The 19,575-nt window shown below is 45.8% G+C and carries 14 protein-coding genes; all 14 read right to left on the bottom strand.

Annotated features, from left to right (window positions below; translation table 11 throughout):
• Positions 1-9 precede the first annotated feature (9 nt).
• On the bottom strand, positions 10-510 hold the full coding sequence (locus ACFQ88_RS36105) for a flagellar protein FlgN (RefSeq protein WP_379462377.1): 501 nt from the start codon (positions 508-510) through the stop codon (positions 10-12).
• A 30-nt stretch (positions 511-540) separates the two neighbouring features.
• The gene (gene flgM / locus ACFQ88_RS36110) at positions 541-813 is read right to left on the bottom strand and encodes a flagellar biosynthesis anti-sigma factor FlgM (protein ID WP_239630479.1); all 273 of its coding nucleotides are present in this window, start codon (positions 811-813) and stop codon (positions 541-543) included.
• 100 nt (positions 814-913) lie between these two features.
• Positions 914-1,342 (bottom strand): flagellar protein, encoded by a 429-nt coding sequence (locus ACFQ88_RS36115; protein ID WP_239630480.1) that lies wholly within the window; start codon positions 1,340-1,342, stop codon positions 914-916.
• Between the two features lie 113 nt (positions 1,343-1,455).
• Positions 1,456-1,941 (bottom strand): ComF family protein, encoded by a 486-nt coding sequence (locus tag ACFQ88_RS36120; RefSeq protein WP_379462380.1) that lies wholly within the window; start codon positions 1,939-1,941, stop codon positions 1,456-1,458.
• Positions 1,942-2,231: 290 nt separating this feature from the next.
• Entirely contained in the window at positions 2,232-4,121 is a 1,890-nt protein-coding gene (locus ACFQ88_RS36125; protein WP_379462382.1) for an ATP-dependent helicase ComFA, read from the bottom strand.
• Positions 4,122-4,142: 21 nt separating this feature from the next.
• Complete coding sequence (locus ACFQ88_RS36130; RefSeq protein WP_239630483.1) at positions 4,143-4,541, bottom strand: glycosyltransferase family 2 protein; 399 nt, start codon at positions 4,539-4,541, stop codon at positions 4,143-4,145.
• A 56-nt stretch (positions 4,542-4,597) separates the two neighbouring features.
• A complete protein-coding gene (locus tag ACFQ88_RS36135; protein WP_239630484.1) occupies positions 4,598-5,323 on the bottom strand; it encodes a response regulator in 726 nt (241 codons plus the stop codon).
• A 4-nt stretch (positions 5,324-5,327) separates the two neighbouring features.
• Positions 5,328-6,482, bottom strand: a complete 1,155-nt coding sequence (locus tag ACFQ88_RS36140) for a sensor histidine kinase (RefSeq protein WP_239630485.1) — start codon at positions 6,480-6,482, stop codon at positions 5,328-5,330.
• A 121-nt stretch (positions 6,483-6,603) separates the two neighbouring features.
• The gene (locus ACFQ88_RS36145) at positions 6,604-9,219 is read right to left on the bottom strand and encodes a stalk domain-containing protein (RefSeq protein ID WP_379462385.1); all 2,616 of its coding nucleotides are present in this window, start codon (positions 9,217-9,219) and stop codon (positions 6,604-6,606) included.
• A gap of 193 nt (positions 9,220-9,412) precedes the next feature.
• On the bottom strand, positions 9,413-10,618 hold the full coding sequence (gene metK / locus ACFQ88_RS36150; protein ID WP_239630487.1) for a methionine adenosyltransferase: 1,206 nt from the start codon (positions 10,616-10,618) through the stop codon (positions 9,413-9,415).
• 203 nt (positions 10,619-10,821) lie between these two features.
• Complete coding sequence (locus ACFQ88_RS36155) at positions 10,822-11,094, bottom strand: alpha/beta-type small acid-soluble spore protein (protein ID WP_239630488.1); 273 nt, start codon at positions 11,092-11,094, stop codon at positions 10,822-10,824.
• Between the two features lie 87 nt (positions 11,095-11,181).
• A complete protein-coding gene (locus tag ACFQ88_RS36160; RefSeq protein ID WP_379462388.1) occupies positions 11,182-11,775 on the bottom strand; it encodes a hypothetical protein in 594 nt (197 codons plus the stop codon).
• A 98-nt stretch (positions 11,776-11,873) separates the two neighbouring features.
• Positions 11,874-15,095: an S-layer homology domain-containing protein gene (locus ACFQ88_RS36165; protein ID WP_379462390.1), complete on the bottom strand. Its 3,222-nt coding sequence runs from the start codon at positions 15,093-15,095 to the stop codon at positions 11,874-11,876.
• Positions 15,096-15,575: 480 nt separating this feature from the next.
• On the bottom strand, positions 15,576-19,478 hold the full coding sequence (locus tag ACFQ88_RS36170) for an S-layer homology domain-containing protein (protein ID WP_379462554.1): 3,903 nt from the start codon (positions 19,476-19,478) through the stop codon (positions 15,576-15,578).
• Positions 19,479-19,575 lie beyond the last annotated feature (97 nt).

The following is a 19,575-nucleotide window of genomic DNA, read 5'->3' on the forward strand; positions in this document are numbered from 1 at the left end:
TTTCTGCTTTCATGCTTTGGTATCAAATAAACCCGGCCGTTTTGAACCATACGTTTGCTGCTGTGGTTTCTGATAGGTAAAATCATTGTCCGGCGGTCCCGCAATTATATCTATCGAGTATTCAATAAAAGCCAACGAGTGCTCAATCAGCTGCTGATTCAACTGATTCATTTCCCTCAACTTCTGTATCGTCCCCATCAGCTGCTTCTGCTTCCCTAACAGCAGCTTCTTGTCGTCCACATTAAACACAATTTTCGTCAGGTCGCTTACCGTCACCTTCGGATTCGGTTTATAACCCTTCTCGATCATATATTGGCCTATGGCTTCGACACGCTGCCCATCCAATTCGTTGATTTGCTTGATCAGCTTGTTTTCTTTCGCCACGATCTGCATCAGCTGTTCCACATCATTGCGGATGAGCACCTGCTTTTTCCGTTCACCCAGCTCAAGCAGACTCTCATGAATGTCGTTTAATGTTGTCATCGTTTGTATTAACGCTTCGAATGCCATGCTCATCCACCTATGGAATCAGAATTGGAATTACTTGATAAAAGGAAACAGCTTTTCCGCCAATGCTCTCGCATCGATTTTATAAGTACCGTTCGCTACCGACGTTTTTAATGCTTCCACTTTCTCTCGATTCTTCTCTGCTGCTGCCGCATTGTGTGTCTCCAATAGCTCTTTCGCCTCGCTGGAAATTTCGACTTGATCTTTCTTTTTGCCGGTCTTGCCCGTTCCTGATGATTGCATCGCTTCCTGGGACTTCATATATTGATTTACAGCCCCGACTCTATTCGTTCCATTTATCTTCATCGATGTTCACCTCTTTATATACATAAAATAACTCCACCGGATAAGCGCTACTACTTTTATCGGTGGAGTTTCTCTGAAAGTTTATATTAATTTGATAATATCATTGTTGGTGCCGATCCCGCAATCGGTCGGTGATTTTAAACTGCATCCGATTCGCATCCTCTTGCTGTGTATGCTTCCGCTGTTCATCTTCGCGAAGATTACTGGCGTCTTTCGTCAGCTTCGAGCGGCAGGAATCACATATGGTATGCACCCGGATAGGGGTATTACAGACTTCGCAATTGTAAGCCATATTAGGATTATTATTGATGGAAATCCGGCCTTCACGAATAAACTTCGTAATTTGTTTTATCGATACCCCCGTCGCTTCACTCAATTCGGTTATATAGCAAGCGCGATTCTCCCTAAGATATTTCAAGCATTTTTCATACTGAAGATCGATTTCCTTAATGCAATTTCCACATAGACCGTAGTTGTTTTTGACATATACTCTCCCGCAACGCTGACAATTGTCTACATTTAAACTCATAATCTGCTCCCCTCCCATGAACGGTTCCCTGTTTGCTCAATTATTAGGTCTAGTGTACTGTAACACCCATGAGATTGTACACCATATTTTTTAACATATTTCGACAAATCGGATTACCTAGCCCAGCTAATTCCATACACATGGATGCCTTCAAGCTCTCGGCGCACCGTTCTGGCGCATTCGTTCAGTGTACTGCCCGTTGTGTAAACATCATCAATCACGTACAGCTTGATCGGCGAGTAGGCCGCCAGCTGCTTTAAGGCAATCGCCGATGCTGGAATCAGCGCAAAAACCCCCTGCAAATCTTCCAGCCGGTCTCCACGCGTCTTAAAGCTTTGTTTGTCGGTGTGCCTTGTCCGCTCCAGTAAGGGTATGACGGGGATGCCAGCTCTCTTGCCCAGCTCTTCAGCCAGCTGCTGTGCCTGATTAAAGCCCCGCTCCAGCTGCCTTTCTCTGCTAAGAGGCACGTACGTGATCAGCTCCCTGAAGGGTGGCTGTTCGTTCATGTCTTCCGCTCCGAATCTATGCAAATGATAGGCGTGCAGCAGCATCGTCCCAATAAGCTGGCGAAGCTTCTCGTGACCGCGATATTTGAACAAAGCCAGCCACTCCTTCATTAATGGGCTGTAGTTTACCGCGCTGCGGTTTTGGACGAAAAATGTGTCCCGACGACGTAAACAGTCCGTACAATGGTCGGGCCTGCCGCACCGCTCACAGCGAACCTGCAAGATCCATGGAACTGCCTCCAAGCAAGTGTCACACAATGGAAGCTCACGCAGCTTATTGTATCGGCCCCCGCATGCCGTACAAACGGACTTACTAGCTGAGAGCAGCCCCTCCGTTACTCGTGCAAGCCGTTGCCAACCTTGTCGGAATCGGCTTCCTCCGCTCAAGCTTCACCCACTCCTTTTTCCCGTAAATATCCCTTCTTCCTGGCCAGTGTGTTCATTCCTTTTATTTGACGAACGGCCTCCAACTGGGCACGAGTCCTCTCTTTGGAAGCGAAATATACATGCCCTGCCGGGTCTTCCGCAGAACGCCCTGCTCTGCCCGCCATCTGCACCAATGCTGCCGAATCAAAAATAGGCTCGTCCGCATCTACAATCAGCACGTCGGACTTCGGAATCGTGACGCCCCTCTCAAGGATCGTTGTCGTTACCAAAATGCGGGTTTGCTTGCTGCGAAAATCGACAACCTTTTGACCCCGCTGCTCATCCTTGGAAGAGGTGCCTTCCGTAACGACCTGCGGAAACGACCGACGAAGCAAGCCTACCAATGGCTCTACCATATGGATCTTTGGAACAAAAACGAACAGCTGCGCGCCTCTCTGTATCGAGTGAGCCACGATCTGTTTCAGCTTCGGTGCGAGAGTCATCTTCTGCAGTTGTTGGCGGACGGACGAGGCAGGGATTAATACGGGAACAGGCAAAGGGTGGCGATGGTAGCGTGCCGTTACTTTCACATGCGGCAATCGGCCGCTAGCGGCTGCCTTTTGCAGCTCACGCGGAGGTGTCGCGGACAGCAGAATCGTCGCTCCGTTCACCTTGCACACTTTTTCTGCAGCATACTGCAGTACGGGATTATTGTGGTAGGGGAACGCGTCCAGCTCATCTATGATCACCAGATCGAATGATTGATCGAACCGCAGCAGCTGATGCGTTGTAGCAATTGTTATCGGGGCCATATCCCACCGCTGATCACTGCCGCCATATAACGTGACAACCGGCGTGGGGTGAAACGCTTTTTCCAGCCGGGGCTTCAACTCCAGCACAACATCCTTCCGCGGAGTGGCGACCACTACTCTTCCGCCGCGCGCAACCGTATACTGGATCATGGGAAAAATCATCTCCGTCTTCCCCGCTCCAGTTACCGCCCAAATGAGAAACTTCGCCCGTCTATATGGATGCATATGCCCCGATTGTAATTCATTCCCTTTCAAAAATAGCAGTGCTTGTCCCGACGCTTCCGCTTGAATCTCGCTTAGCCCCCACGGACTCAAGTAAGGCTCGAGCTCTCGCCCGGTATCCCCTTTGGCTGAGGTGTTCGGTTTAACCATAAGGTTGCCTTTTGCCGGTTGAATAGATACAGAGCAATACCGGGACCGCCCCATGGTCAAGCATTCCTCACAATACGGACACTCAGTACCGCAATACATGCATTCGGTAAAGACCATGTGCTCCAGCCCGCTCCCGCATCGGCGGCAACGGAAGCTTCTTACCTGATGAATCCAGGGAAACTTGCGCTCCCTTATCATCTCAATCCCTTGATCCAATTGCAGCATGCCGTACAAGTACGCTGTCTGCAAATAAGCCAATGGACGTGCCAACGCATCCGCGAGCCCATAATGCTCCATCAGCTGCTTCACTTCATCCAACAGCAAGCTCCGTCCTTGCATCCAATGGACCATCCGCTCGAGCTCATCTGCTAGAATAGGCATAGGGTCACCATGACTTTGCAAATAAGCCTCCCATTGCTTCCGCGTACAGTCTACCATCTGCAGCCCATCCGCCGGTAAAGGCAGCTCGAGCTGCGATGCTTGTTCTCTCATAGTCTTAAGAAAAACACCCGGTCCTGTAGCGTCTTTACCCGTCCAATCAAGCGCATTAAGCTTGTCCCGCAATACGACAGCTTGTCCAAAAGAAATGGCCGGCTCCAGCATCCGGATCTTGATAGACTCCGAACGCTGACCGAACCAATAGTCCATATCAGCCACTATATCTATTGATAGGTTCCACTTCATAGAGTGATTATCGAGAACTACATATAGGATGGATTTCATTAATCACCTGCTAGTTCATAATTACATCGTTTTGTAAGCGGTTACCAAACCATCTTGGGCGCCAAGCCGAACAACAATAACCTGCTTATCTTCATATTGTCGGATCCATTCATCCATAGATTCAGGTCCTTCAAAGATACAAATATCCAGATTATTTTCCTTTCGGAAACGTTCGGCTATAGCTAGCGTATCATCCGTTGAGCCTTCGTCGGCGATAGTTACATGAACGTCTCTACCTTTGAGCCGCGAGAAAAACAGGAGCGAACGAATGTACCATTCCACTTGCATTTGATTATTATGTGTAATAAGCAATAGATGCGTTATCTTCCGGTCACTTTTCCGGTGCCGCCGATAACACCAATGCACCAAGGCAATACTTGCAGCATAGCTGCCAAAAATCCACAGTAACCCTAACATCATCGCGGCTCCCTCCCTTAAGACCAGTATATGCCGCAATGAGTTGGTTGGTTCCTGTTTTAGAGTGTGACCCAGCCGTTTTTAATAGCAATAATGACGGCTTGCGTCCGATCGTCGACCTCCATTTTTTGGAGAATGCTGCTGACGTGGTTTTTCACTGTTTTCTCACTAATATACAAAAACTCGCCGATCATCTTGTTGCTCTTTCCTTCGGCCATTAGACGAAGCACCTCGGCTTCTCTGCGCGTCAAAGGACTGTTGTCGGAATGAACGTATTTCACTCCCGCCTCTTTCGCTACCGCTCCGTTGCCGGCTACTCCTACCTCATCCAAATAAGTCATTCTGCGCAGCTGATTGATCAGCTTACCCGTTACCTTAGGATGTATGTAGGCATGTCCAGCAACGACAGAGCGAATTGCATTGATCAGCGACTCCGCCTCCATATCTTTGAGCAAATAGCCGGAAGCGCCTTTACGCAGCGTCTCGAATACATAGCTTTCGTCATCATGAATCGACAGAATGATTACCTTTATATCGGGAAAAATATCCTTCAGCTTCTCGGTAGCAACCACGCCGTTCTCGACCGGCATATTAATATCCATTAATACGATATCCGGTGATAACGAATTACACAACTCGATGACCTGAATTCCGTCACCGCACTCGCCTACAACCTCAAGATCGTTCTCCATATTTAAAATGCGTTTGACCCCTTCGCGAAACAGCTGGTGGTCGTCTGCAAGCACGAGCTTTATATTGCGCTTCGTATTTCCCATGATGTCCATTATCTTACTCCTCCTTCGAGTCTAGTTTAATTGGAATCAACATCGATACCTTCGTGCCGGCCCCTTTGGCCGATTGAAGCTCCATTCTGCCCTCGAGCAGCTCAACACGCTCACGCATGCCTATTAAACCGTAATGACTTCCTTTCTCAATCTTTTTATCGATACTTTCAACAGCAAACCCGATTCCGTTATCGGTCACGACGATTTTGACCATTTGCTGCTGATAGGTTACCTCTAGTGTAACATGAGAAGCTTGCGCATGCTTCGCTACGTTGGAGAAAGCTTCTTGAACAAGGCGATAAATCGCGACTTCCATCCCCGACGGAAGACGGGAGTCTTTCCCCGTAAAATCGAACTGCGTGCGGATTCTCGATTTTTCCTCAAAATCCTGTACGAACTTCCTGACGGCCGGAATCAGACCGAGATCGTCCAAGGCCATTGGCCGGAGGTTAAATATGATTTTGCGGACTTCCTCAATCCCGCCTCGAACCTGTCCTTTCAGGTCCACCAGCTCTTCTTTAACAGAAGTATAGGCTTGCTTGGTAAGCATCCGTTCGGCGATTTCCGTTCGCAGCACGACGTTTGCCATCGTTTGTGCCAAGCCGTCGTGTATTTCCCGGGCAATCCGTTTGCGTTCCTCTTCCTGGGCCAAAATAATCTTCAAACCAAGCAGCTGTCGATTTTTGGCGGATTCCAGCAACCGGGTTACCTGGTTCAAATCTCCCGACAGGTACTCAAGAACTACATTCACTTGCGAGACGACCGATTCCGCTCTCTCCAGTTGTTTATCGACATTTTTAATCCTTTTTTGCAGATCGTCCCGTCTCGCCTTCAGGTACAGCTCCTTCTCCCTGTAGGTAGCGAGCTGAGTTTGCATCTGCGTGGCGAATTCGTAAGCGGTCCGTATGTCCTCTTCCTTGAATCGTTTAAAATCACGGCTTACCTCGGTCAACCGGATGCGAGCCCGCCTATATTCCATTTCAATATGATCGACCATATCGATCGTTTTCGTCGTTTCGTCGATAACTTGCTCCAGTTCGTTATTAAGTGCGTTCCGCTCTGACCGGACATTCTCGCAAATTTCAAATATCTGATATTTGCTGCTCTCCATGACGTCAATCGCATTTTTAATAATGCGGTCCAATGCGTCCACTTGCATATGCCAGGCCCCTTCATTAACGATTCCATATGGAGAAGCCTGTTCGACCCCGAGTGTCGGACAGGCTCCTAGCAATATAGTACCATATTTATCGACGTTTGTAAGAGGAGCATGGAACTAATTATTGCAGAGTAATTTGCTGCGTTTTCTCATCCCATGTTACTTTCCAGCCGAGATTCTCGGATAAAATCCGAAGCGGTACCATCGTCACATCTTTCATAATCCTTGGCGCGACCTCCGCCGTAATCCGTTTTCCAATCACAATCAGATCGGGATTGTCGATCCAAAGATCGATCATTTTGTCGCCTCGAATCACCGTCACCTTACGCTCATTATCGTCCCATCGGACAGTGCCGCCCAGTGCATCCGTTACGAAACGGATAGGGAGCAACGTATTCCCGCTAATAATGACTGGCGCTTGCTCCAAGGTCATATTTTTGCTGTTTACCGTAACCGCCGTCTTATTGACGGTCAATTTGACCGAGTTGTTCGATGGAGTTGTAATCTGGCCTTTGTAACTAAACGTAATATCGTCAAGGCCTACTTTGCCAACGGCAGCCCGCTCGTCTTGACCCATTTTGTCGTTGACTACATAGACACTCTTTACGGAAATCGGATACTTCAAGTCATATGCCGACAAATCCACGGAAAGCTGCTTCCACCCTTTCCAGTTAATGTTCGGGGTGAGCTCTACATAATAAATCTTACCGCTGTTATCTTTAATTTCCGTTTTCAGAGCATTGAGGCTCTCATCACCATTGACTTTCAATTTCAAAAGCTGCGGCTGGCCTTCAATCTGGATGCCCGTGTCCATATCGGCATAGGCCCATTTGGTCCCTTCGCCTTTGGTGAAGTCATACGCCAACTCCAAATATTTGTTCTTGTTTTCTTCCCGAATATAGACCGAAGTCGTTACGCCTTCCGGAAGCGGTCTGGAGAGCGTCATCACCGCATTGGTGTCCAGATCGTACCATACCTTATCCTTGCCGATCGCAAGAGTCAGCATCGTGCTGTAGCCGTCATAACGGGCGATAAGCTGAACCTGGGTTGCACCAGCGAGACTTTCGACGTTCAGCACGCCGTTTTTGACCTCGCCTTTCATGCCGAGCACTTCCCATTGAATCAGCTCAGCCGGCACCTCTCTGGATTTCCCGGATTTTGTCGTCGCAATGACAGGAAGCTTGTAAGAGGAGCCTTCGGACAAAGCGATGTCGCTTCCGCTAATTCGGAGCCCCGCCAGCTGATCCCGTCCTACGACCGGAATTTCAGCGGATTGCGTTCCATTGCCCGATTTAGCCGTTACTTTTGCTGTTCCTACTTTGGTTGGTGTAAATACATTCTCATTAAACGTGCCCGCTTGATTATCGGAGCTCCATTGTGCTACTACATTATCGGATACAACCGGATTGTAAAAAATATCATAGCCTTTAAACTTCAATGGCACTTGTTCGTTCAAAAATAAAAATTCAGGCGCTTGGATAAACAATGCGCTGACATCGCCTTTAGGTGCGGTAGAATAAACACCGACTCCGTTAACGACTTTTCGCTGAACGCCTGTCTCCGTCTTATTGACCAATACGGGGTTAAATTCCCCTAACGGCCGGGCAACCATCTGGGTCGATCCGCCGCCGTCCAAGTTCATCCCTTTCCATACGCCGACTTTGATCATAAACTGCTGCAGCTCTGTCATGCTCAAGCCTTTGCTTTCTCCGCTATTATCCACTGTAATGAGATAAGCCTTTTTCATGTCTTGCGAGTACCCAATGGCTGTTCGGGAACGGTAGCAGCACAGATCGTCCACGGTTCTTGAAAACTCGGTAGCTTGCCCCCCATCTACCATGATGGTATGGCCGCCGATCATCATTTTGAAATTTTTCGCATCATACTTTTTGCTTGGATCTTGAGGAAGAATCTCATAATCCGTTACCAACGGATCTCCGACCTTCATATGCTCACGAACAAAGTCCGCCGCTTTCCCGGAAGCTCTTAGTATGTATCCGTCTTGAGGAGCAATCATATCGATGATCGCATTGTCTGCGATTTTTGTTATAATTCCTTTTTGGACCAGGACTTCTGTCGGCACGGTGACACCATCATTGGAACGGTCCACCTGTCCCCATGCATTAGTATACATAAACATGGCGTCAATATGGCTGTGCTCACCGCCCGGCTCAAACCAGTAATACGTTTTATTGATACCGCCGAGAGCGAATTTCGCCCCGTCTTTTGCCTTTATGGAACCTTGAAACGTAAACAAATCTACTATCGGCACATTATCCTTGGTCAACGCGAAGGAATAAAAACCAGGCAAATAAGGAGGCGTTGCCACCAGCTGTCCGTTGGATATTTCCGGTCCCATCGGAACCCCTTCCGCCTTCGTATTATAAAAATCCCCGTTCACCCCGGCTACCGCCTTGGTTTCTGTAGCCATTCCCAATATGCTCTGCTCTTTGGTCAGCTGGTTGTTCGTGCCTGTCATGACATCCAACTTCACATAGGGATTGGTCAAATCGACCTCGATGACATTACCATTCGTCATATACTCTTTATTGCTTCGTGTCGATTTCCAAACATATTTTTTGAGAACTGCGCCCGTCGTTAATATATCTTGGCCTACTAACGTTACTGTCGGTTCCGTCGCAGCGTACACTTGTGTTGTAGATAAAAGAGGCGACATGCTTATCACAGCCGATAAGACTATTGAAGACATACGAATCCATAACTTATGCTTACTCACGTTGCGTTCTCCCTTCTATTTCCCACTCTCCTTAATCTTAGACTCTATTACTATGGAAAAAGTTACGTTTTGCTAGATTAAAATAAGATAAAATCCACCTTAAATTCGCTATATTTGAACATTTCGCGACAGACAAACAAAAAAGCCCGGTTCTCATAAAAGAACCAGGCTTTGGTATCTGAAGCAGATGAAATTATACTAATGCATCGCGCTTAAGAAGCTCGGCTTTGTCGGTACGCTCCCAAGGCAGATCCACGTCTGTACGGCCGAAATGACCGTATGCAGCCGTTTGTTTGTAGATAGGTCGGCGAAGATCCAATTGCTTGATAATGCCCGCAGGACGAAGATCGAAATGCTGGCGGATTACTTCAACCAATTTCTCTTCAGACACTTTCCCTGTGCCGAATGTGTCAACTGCAATCGAAACCGGTTGTGCTACACCGATTGCGTATGCAAGCTGAACTTCGCATTTGTCTGCAAGGCCTGCAGCAACGACGTTTTTAGCTACGTAACGAGCCGCGTAAGCGCCGGAGCGGTCAACTTTTGTCGGATCCTTACCGGAGAACGCACCGCCGCCATGACGTGCGTAGCCGCCATAGGTGTCAACGATGATTTTACGGCCAGTCAGACCAGCGTCACCTTGAGGTCCGCCGATAACGAAACGACCTGTCGGGTTAATGAAATACTTAGTGTTTGCATCAAGGAACTTCTCAGGCACGATAGGCTTAATAACGTGCTCTTTGATATCCGCTTGGATTTGCTCCAAAGTTACTTCTTCACCGTGCTGAGTCGATACAACGATAGTATCAACGCGTACTGGTGTATCACCTTCATACTCAACCGTTACTTGCGTTTTGCCGTCCGGACGAAGATATGGCAATGTACCGTTCTTACGAACTTCAGACAAACGACGGGACAACTGGTGGGAGATAGAGATTGGAAGTGGCATCAGTTCTGGCGTTTCATTAACCGCAAAACCGAACATCATCCCTTGGTCACCCGCACCAATAGCTTCGATCTGCTCGTCCGTCATTTGACCTTCACGTGCTTCAAGCGCTTTGTTAACGCCTTGTGCAATGTCAGGGGATTGTTCGTTCAAGGAAACGAGCACCGCGCAAGTTTTGGAGTCAAAGCCATACTTCGCACGAGTATAGCCTATATCCTGGATCGCTTGGCGAGCAATCGATTGAATGTCTACATATTCGGATTGGCTTGTAATTTCTCCGATCACCAATACCAAACCTGTAGCTACAGAAACTTCGCACGCAACACGTGCATTGGGATCATTAGCAAGAAATGCGTCTAACACTGCATCGGAAATCTGATCACAGATTTTATCCGGATGCCCTTCTGTAACGGACTCGGATGTAAATAAGCGTCGACCGCGTGGAATGGACATACTATCGACCTCCTATAAGTAGTATTCTTAAATAAAAAGTATACATACAAAAAAATCAACCTTTTCCTAGTGGAAAAGGTTTCTTTAAACATGACCTTCTTTAAGTTATGTTACTGGATTTGTCGAGTACTGTCAATAATATTGCATGAGTTCCCACAAAAATAACATATTTTTTAATTAATAGAAGCTGCATCATTCTTGGACTACAAATTAAACATCATTTCCTCAGCTTTACGTATTAACCTGCTTGTAATAGCTCCGCCAACGGCTCCTGCATCACGGGATGCAATATGGCCCCAGTAGTCTTCCTTCATCGAATATTGAGGAATTGCGCCTAATTCTGTAGCGAATTCGACATTGGCGCTTGCGTTCGACATCGACTTTCCAACTGGTAAACCAAGCTCTGCAGCAATCTCATACTTCAATGCATCCAACGCTTGCTTACTTTCAGGTACAACCTTTTTGGCTTTTGCCATGAAGTCCACCTCCAAGAGTGATGTAACCGTAGTATGTCTCTCTGCACGATCAGCAAACGTATAAACTGTTGACAGTATGGGTAAAATTTATGGTGTCACTTTAGAACCATCTGCATTGGTTAGGACATAGCTTCCACGCACCATAACAAAAATGTCTTGCTTGTTTTTAGGGTCAGGCTTAACACCACGCCCTTCTCTAGGAACAATAAGCAAATGGTTGTTTTCAACTGCTGCACCGGCAGCCAAATCTTTACCGGACGTGACATCGGCAACACCATTATCATCTGTACTTATAACAGTTACCTTACCGGTTCGAACAATAATCTCTACTCCAGCACCGCCATAAAGCAACTGTCCCTGCTTGAGCTCCACGACGGTTAACTCGGAACTTCCAGAGGCTGGCGGTGGAGTAGGCACTTCAGGATTAGATGTCCCAGGAGTTCCTTTGCCAAGCTCGGCACTTATGATTTGTTTAATTTTCTCTTCCGTCATCGATTGCTTAGCAAGCTCGTCCATCACTTTCTGCTTAATGTTCTGATCAAAATAGCTTTTCGTAATAACCGGATCATCGACCGACCCCGGCTGGATGGTGTAGTTATTGCCGTCTGCGTTCGCGCCAACAATGGTAGCTGCCCATAAGAGCAAAGTACTGACTAAAACTTTTGTATGTGTCTTGTTCATGCTTCACCTCTTGTCATCAGCTTAGTATGTACTGTAAGTATAGCTTGGATATACAAAAAAAAGAAGACCCCGAAGGGCCCTCTCTTTTTTAAGGCTTATTACTTGGAAACTGTGAATGTTGCAGTTGTTCCGTTACCAGCCATTACGTTGATTACGAAGGAAGTAACAGCGGAATCAGCTTTCACAGATACTTTACCGTCAGCAGCTACGATAACATCGGACAAAGTGCCGCCAACTACATCAGTGATGTAAGTTGTCAATCCGTAAACAGAAGCATGCTTAACAGTTTCGGATTTAGCAGTATTCTCAGATACAACTTCTCCGCCGTAGTTGTCTTTCAAAGTCAGTTTCTCACCAAGTTTAGCATCCCACATGTAGGAGCTTCCAGTGACAAACAATGTGTTGAAATCAGCTGTGGAAAGAGTTTTCTCAGTCTTCTTGGACACCAGGCTTGTAACTGTAGGTGCATCGGACTTCGTAGTTACTTCCAGAGCATTAGCAGTTTTGCGCTCGCCTTTTTCATTCGCATACAAGACAGTCAACTTCGTAGTACCTGGGTTGATACCAGCAACGAATTTGTTGTCATATGCTGTTGCAATGTTGTTGTTAGCGGAGCTAATCGATACGATGGAAGAACCAGTTTTCACTTCTTCACCGTTTTTCTTAACTCTTACTTTCAACTCTTTTGCAAGTTTAGGGAAGTTGTCTTTTACATATGTTGCTTGAGTAGTTGTGGATCCTCCGAGATCGAAGAAGTCACCCGCTGCAAGAAGCGTATTGTTCAAAGATTTGTCAGCATAAACTTCATAAGTGAAGTTGTTGGAAGCACTGTTAGGGTTAAGAACTTCCAGAGTGCTGGATTCTTTGGAGATGGATTTGTACTCATCATCCTTCTTACCTTTTTTGAACAATTCAGCCTTGAATTCGAACGTAGAAGCTTGTGCACCTGTTGTAGTGTAGAACTTCCAAGAAGTGTCAAACACATTTTCAACAGCAATGTTGTTTTTGTAAACAGACTCACCAACAGAAGTTGCTTTCAGCGTTTCAGTAGTGTCGCCGATTTTACCTTGCAGGTAAGTTTCAGTTACTGCGCTACCTTCAGTTGCTCTGTAGTTGAAGTTTACATAGTAAGCATCATCTTCAGAGTTTTCGTATTTGATAGCTTGACCGTATTGGTCATAGAATTTCAATTTCAGTTCGTTATCCACTGTTCCGGAAAGAGCAGGAGTTTGGTATTTCTTAGGTGTAGTGGAGAACTTCACGGACTCAATAGTACGAACGTCGCCAACATAAGTAGTCCATGTTTTTACTACTGGCTTATCTTCCAACTCGATCTCGATGTCTTGAGCACCCGTTTTATCAACGGATTTGATTGCGATGTATCCTTTGTAAGGACCAGTTTTTTGGATCGCATCTTCTCTCAAAGTGATGCCGTTAGAAGAGTCAACAGTAAACTTCTTCTTATCGTAGTAAGCAGTTACTACATCGTCTGCATCCAATACGTCGCCGTTAGCGTCTTTGATGATTACTGGTACAAACAATTGCTTTCTGAACTCTTCTTCTTGCAATTTAGCGTAGTCATCGCCTTTAGCAAGTTGATAGTTGTAAGAACCGAACTCTACGGAAGCAGGCTCTTTGGAAGCTCTGATTTTAACTTGCTTGGATACGGATTGGCCGGAACCGTTAGCGAAGATTTGAACTGTTACGTCTTTATCTTCGTCAGTGTCGGACCAAACTCTCAGATCGTCAGCATCGTCGCCGATAACGTCGGATACGAACGGATCGTCATTGCCTTTAACGCCTGTTTCAAGGTCACGATCAGTTGTAACAACGTTCACGGAATCGTTCAAGATAACTGCTTTCTCAACGCGGAAACCGTATTGGTCCCAAGCTTTAACGTCAAGGTAGCCGTAACCGTCTTTACCGTCAATAGCGTCGATTTTCTTGCCAGTGGAATCAACAAGATCGCCAACTTCTACTTTAGCAACAACGGATTCCATACCAACTGTGAACAGCTTGTTAGCTTGAACGCCAGTTTCTTTATGGATGATTGTGATGGAGATACGATCGTTAGTATCAACATCTTTCTCTTGAGTCAAACGGAACGCTTGCTCGCCAGCGATTGGAGTAATAGTTCCATCGTTGGTTTTGATATCGAATGCACTTGCATTCAAGCTAGCTTTTGCACCGTATTGGTTAGTAGCTTTGAAGTCAATGCGGATATCTTGCAATTTCTCATCTTTATCCCAACCCAAAGGAATTGTGTCGGAAGCAGTCAAGAAGTCGATTTTAGTGATTTTCTCTGGGCTAGTTGTGACGGAAGCAGTTTTAGCTGTTTCGTCGATGTTAGTCAAGCCGCCCAAAGTGATTTCGTATTTGCTGTCAACGAACTTAGCGTCGAAAGTCAAAGTTGCTTTTGTTTTGTCGTCGCTCCACTTCGTAGTGAAACCGGAAGTGATTACAGAGCCGTCTTTCTTAACTTCAAGCTTCAAGTTTTTAGCAGCTTCTTCGGAAAGAGCTCCGTTCAACTCAAGAGACAAGATGTTAGCGTCAGTTGCTTTGAAGGACGCGATTGCATACTTGCCATTGAAGTTTGGCTTGTATTGTTGCTTAGCTTCGTAAGAAGAAAGAACCAGCAAGTCGCGAGTTGCTGCGGAAGTACCACCGAAAGTACCGTCAGTACCGCTAGTCAACAATTTCTTTTGGATTGCAAGAGCTACATAACCTTTAGCCCAGTCGGAAACTGTTTTGTCAGTAACGCCTGGAGTAGCTTGTGCGTCTTTATCCAAGCCCAAACCACGAAGCAAGAAAGTAGCCAATTGCTCTTTAGTCACTTCGCCAGATGGGTTGTATTGACCTTCTGCATATCCATCAGTGATGCCAGCAGCTTTAACTGCTTCGATGTAAGGAAGAGCATAACCGTTAGCTGGATCGTCAGCTTTAACGTCTGCGAAAGAAGATGTTTTCAGGGAAGTATCAACTTTCAATTTGAAAACCAGAGCCGCAACTTTAGCAAATTGAGCGCGGTTCATTTTGTCTTTCAAACCGAATGTGCCTTCGCTAACACCATCAAAAATACCAGCAGAGATCATATCGTCGAACTTAGCTTTAGTAGCTGCGTCCAGATCTTTCAAGTCGCTGAAATCAGCGGAAGTTTTAGCAGCTTCTGCACCCAGAGCTACGGAAGAAAACATAGAGAATGCCATAGCTAGGGACAGGATTGTAGATAAACTTTTCTTCATAACCTTTTTTTCTCCTCCTCGAATATCTTTCGGTTGTTGAGAGTTTTGTTTAGATAATTTATAGCTCGTTTCCCTCATTAGCCGATTCACCCCCTTCCCAGAGTTGAGCGAATTTAAAATTATTATAAAGGTCTGCAACGTATAATATTGCAGAAACTAGTAAACAATAAAAATGAGAACATAGGGACTCGCATACCCTTATACATTATACACTGCAAAACTAGTAAGGTAAAGAGGGTATTTTGTGAAAAATATCCAACAATACTTGCTCTTTTAAGCGATCATTTCCGTGTTGTTTTGTGTTTCATTGTATTAAACGCAATGTTGTTTAAAAAGTTGCGCTCTTTGAAAAAACTTTTTTAAAGTTTTTTCTCATTACTTTCAAGCGGTTAGTACTGCATTTCGTATATCATTTCAGTATACTCGCTCGCTTACGAAACTTAGTATACAACGATATATCACCTTCGTCATCACGTATTATTTTCCAACCGATACCTTATGAAAATGCCCGTCAACAAGCTGCATTGACGGGCTCCAATCATGATGTTATTCAGGAAGTTATTTAGGGATTTTCTTTTGCTGCTTCAATATGCGAATAGCTACTGCAGCGGCTTCTGCACGAGAGAAATAGTCCTTCGGCGCGAATCGAAGCGTCTGCTTCTTTTGGCCTTCCAGCAGCACGTTCGGCATCCCTTCGATAAAGCCTTCACGGGTTGCCGCTTCAACGGCAGGCCTTGCATAGTATTCAATGCTTCCGCCATCGGTAAATGCCTTTTGAAGCGAAGCCAGCACTTTTTTATCATCGGTGGTCATCTTCAGATCGGCAGCTCTTGCAATCATGACGGCAGCATCTTGACGAGTTATAGAGTCTTTATGACCGAAATAGCCGTCACTTCCGCCTCTAACGATACCGGCTCTCGCAGCCGCCTCAATATGTTTAAAGTCGTACAACCCATCGGAACCATATAGATCGCCTCTTTGGACATCTTTAAATGTACCGTCATAGTTAGGGTCGCTCTCGTCAATAATATTCGTATCTTCATTTTCCAAAGGAATATTGAAGATTTTGACGAGCATCGTTACGAATTCCCCGCGAGTAATCGACTCATCCGGCAAAAATCGTTCCGGGCTGGAATCTTTGTTCTTCATCATACCCTTGGAGTAAAGAGTATCCAGATAGTCGCGCGCCCAAGAATGACCTGTGACATCATTAAAGCTGTCATCCATATACATAACCTGATAATAACCAAATGAATCAAACGGTACGGTAATCGTGTTTTTGCTCAAATCCACAACGCCGCCGATATTTCTCCACTCTGCTCTGGCTTTGTTAGCTTCACCGTTGTTATCGGCAAATGTATTGAAATGGAACACCGTTACATACTTCCATGCGTCATCACGAATGTTGGCATCATATTTTAACGTCAATGTACCGCGCTTGGTCGGAACAACGAGATCGTTTAAATAACGGTTGTAGAACGTATCGTTGGAAGAACCGAATTCGGAAGACTCGTTCGGCAAGCGTCCGCTTCCCTCCAAAGCATCCTTCAGCTTCTCGTCTTCTTTTGGAGCTCTAATCTCCTCAATCGTTCCGCCGTCAATCCAGAATCGTTTGCTGGCCGGCTTAAAGCGGCCCGACATTTCGATTAAGAAGTTTTTGCCTCCGCGGTCCTCAACTTCTTTATCTACTCGGCCATCGTCGTTGCTGGCAATACCGAACAAAATTTTGCGGTCTGCGGAAATGTATTGCTTCTCCGCTTTTCTATCGTTGCGCATCAGCTTCGTATCTTTTGGGAAGCCTAGCTCAATGTCTCCATTAAATACTTTCATTTTGGAAGCCAGTTCGGCTTTGTATTGATTCCCTTCAATCGGAGTGTCTACATTATACAATATGATGCTGCCGTTTAATTTACCGGAAGAACGATTGATCGTAAACTTGATTTCATTCTTTCCTGGTTTCAAATTACGCGCCTCATAATAGTAAATACCTGGTTTCGTCGGATCCGTTTCTTTCACAGCTTCTTCTTTGCCGAAAATGACACTGTCTGCGTTCTCAGCCAACATAGTGATTTTCTGGAAGTTCTTATTGATATTAGCCTGATCTTTTCCTTCTTCATTCTTGATGAGCGCCGGCTCCAAGATTTGATAAGGCGTCGGCTGGCGCGTGATGGTAAATGATTTGCTTACTACAGCACCGCTAACATTTTTCGCTTCAACTGTAAATACATAAGCGCCAAATTCGGTCAGCTTGATCGTATCGTCCGGAGAAGTGTTGCGGAATGGCGTTGCAGCCGCTCCGGCAGCATTCGGTGAAATGGAAACATTGATCGGCGTTGTACTGCCTGGCTTCAAATAAGTAACCTTCAAAGAGCTTGCATTGGTTGCGGAACCGCTGATTTTCATATCATTGGATGTTGTGTAGTACGTATCCGGCTTCGTATCTTTGGAGAACCGCACATCCTTCGGATCGTAATCCGGTGCAAAACTCACAATAGCAGGCAAAAATTGACTGAATACAAAAATATCGTAGCTTTGTTCGGTAACCTTTTGGCCGTTGACGATAAGCTCAAAATGAACCGTTTTTCTTCCGTCGTCTTTACCGAAATAATATTCTGATTTAGTCGAATCAAGGGCAATCGTAAAACCGCCTGGTACAGCTGCATTCGTTTTAATGTCCGCAGCATCAACATCTTTGTTATTAATGGAAACCTTCAATACCCCATTACCAAGGTTAACAGTTCTACCCGAAATGCAAACACCGGCAGCTGCTGTACATGTAAGCTCACTTACATTTTTCACTACCATGCCGTTAAAGATATTATCAACGATGAGATAAGGCGCGGCAGAAATTTGCAAGTCGTATGACTTGCCGCCTGCAGTAACTAACTGAGGTGGTGTGCTGCCATCGTATGGGATAACCTCTAAAGTCGTATTGCCGTCCCGAAGACCTTGCAGCAAGACATCTACATTACCTTTCCCCGATGCATCAGGAGTGAAGGAGTAAATACCGCCAGGATGGGAGCCGTCATTATAAGCACTTCCATTAATCTTGACCAATACACTGGACGTTTTATCCGCATATACTTTTAATGTTGCCGGAAACTCATTGATCTGGTTTTTACTTGTTTCAAACAACAGAGGATTGTTCGTGCCGCCAGGTACAACAATTCGCTCTACTTTATCTACATAAGGCGCATCTTTATCGACGTAACTGAAGTAAAAGCTCGACTTCGTCGTATCGATCAAATTTTTGTGAGTGAATTCTACATCAATCTGCTGGAATCTTCGTCCTGTATTGACCGGCAAATCAACCTGAATATTATGGACCTCGTACAGACCCGAAGCATCCTTCACCACATTCGTATTGGCCACTCCAATTGCAGGGCTCAAATACGGAGTTAATCCGTTGTTCAATGCCCCCGCCGGACTCACGGGATTGCCGTTCGAATCAATGAGGGACAGCTTTCTATCTCCAAAAGTATAATGAAGGATATAGGTGCCGCCTGTACCTACCATCTCAATGTCCGCATAGACGTAGTCCGTAACAGATCCGGTCAGGTTCGTTTTCAGTGAAGCTGAGAAAGCGACATTGTTGTTGTTAGACGAGCTTTGTTCCAAATTAGGGCGCAAGCTCGGAGTCATCTTCTGCGTTGGTGCCGTTGGAGTCGTCGTAGCGTTCTTTTGATCAATAAAGGCGTTGTAAGCGAATGCTTTGCCGTCATCGTAAATAAACGATTTGTTCAAGTTGTAAATATTCGTGCTGTTTCTCGACACAAAATTGATGTCGTTATCGCCAGGCACAAACTTGATGTCGTTGACCCGGTTCGTATTGCTGATATAAGTAAAGGTTCCGCGAGTAAAATTCGCAGGATGATACGCTGTCGTACCGCCGTTTACATAAGCTTCGATGCTGGTCGCGTTGCCTGCTTCCCCTGTAATCGTAGCGCCGGAGTAAGGAGGCTTCTTAGGAAACATCTGTCCATCCGTAATAGGATCGCCGTTAATAAGCAAATTATTAATGGAAGAGACAGGGATATAGTAAGCCCAGCTTGGCGCCGAAGCCGTATTCACAAGTCCATCGTATCTCAGGACGATCTTGTTGAGACCTTCTGTCAGCGTAACGTTGCTGAATGTAATTTGATTGTCCGCCGTTTTGAGCGGTTTACTTGTTTTATCTACGACCGATTTACCTGTATTCATATTCGTTACTTCAAAATAAATATTAGGAATCTCGTCGTCATTCAATCCGCTGACATCAGCAACTACGGTAATCGGGTTCGTCGTGAACTGATCTACAGGAGGATTCGGATTCGCAGGATCATTTCCTGGAGGCGGATTCGGATTATTGCGATACTGCAAGTTGGATACACTTAAGGTTACTTCCGCAAAAGCCGTCAATGGCGCCATAAGACTGAGAAATAACGCCAAGACTATGGACAGACTCGTCCATTTGGTAGTCATTCGTTTCAAAGTTGGTTCCTCCTTATGTCATACTTCTACTTTTTCCACTTCTATTTGTTGAAAGCTGTCGTATGGACCCTCCGAGTACAAATTCCCC

Origin of the sequence: Paenibacillus sp. NPDC056579, from assembly GCF_042793215.1 — a bacterium.
In the GTDB taxonomy this organism is placed as follows: domain Bacteria; phylum Bacillota; class Bacilli; order Paenibacillales; family NBRC-103111; genus Paenibacillus_S.

Excerpts from the sequence above, each read along its gene's own strand:
- ACFQ88_RS36105 (WP_379462377.1), bottom strand. The coding sequence starts at position 510 with ATGGCATTCGAAGCGTTAATACAAACGATGACAACATTAAACGACATT.
- ACFQ88_RS36140 (WP_239630485.1), bottom strand. The coding sequence starts at position 6,482 with ATGCAAGTGGACGCATTGGACCGCATTATTAAAAATGCGATTGACGTC.
- ACFQ88_RS36125 (WP_379462382.1), bottom strand. The coding sequence starts at position 4,121 with ATGAAATCCATCCTATATGTAGTTCTCGATAATCACTCTATGAAGTGG.
- ACFQ88_RS36155 (WP_239630488.1), bottom strand. The coding sequence starts at position 11,094 with ATGGCAAAAGCCAAAAAGGTTGTACCTGAAAGTAAGCAAGCGTTGGAT.
- ACFQ88_RS36135 (WP_239630484.1), bottom strand. The coding sequence starts at position 5,323 with ATGGACATCATGGGAAATACGAAGCGCAATATAAAGCTCGTGCTTGCA.
- metK (WP_239630487.1), bottom strand. The coding sequence starts at position 10,618 with ATGTCCATTCCACGCGGTCGACGCTTATTTACATCCGAGTCCGTTACA.
- ACFQ88_RS36115 (WP_239630480.1), bottom strand. The coding sequence starts at position 1,342 with ATGAGTTTAAATGTAGACAATTGTCAGCGTTGCGGGAGAGTATATGTC.
- ACFQ88_RS36165 (WP_379462390.1), bottom strand. The coding sequence starts at position 15,095 with ATGAGGGAAACGAGCTATAAATTATCTAAACAAAACTCTCAACAACCG.
- flgM (WP_239630479.1), bottom strand. The coding sequence starts at position 813 with ATGAAGATAAATGGAACGAATAGAGTCGGGGCTGTAAATCAATATATG.
- ACFQ88_RS36130 (WP_239630483.1), bottom strand. The coding sequence starts at position 4,541 with ATGATGTTAGGGTTACTGTGGATTTTTGGCAGCTATGCTGCAAGTATT.
- ACFQ88_RS36160 (WP_379462388.1), bottom strand. The coding sequence starts at position 11,775 with ATGAACAAGACACATACAAAAGTTTTAGTCAGTACTTTGCTCTTATGG.
- ACFQ88_RS36170 (WP_379462554.1), bottom strand. The coding sequence starts at position 19,478 with ATGACTACCAAATGGACGAGTCTGTCCATAGTCTTGGCGTTATTTCTC.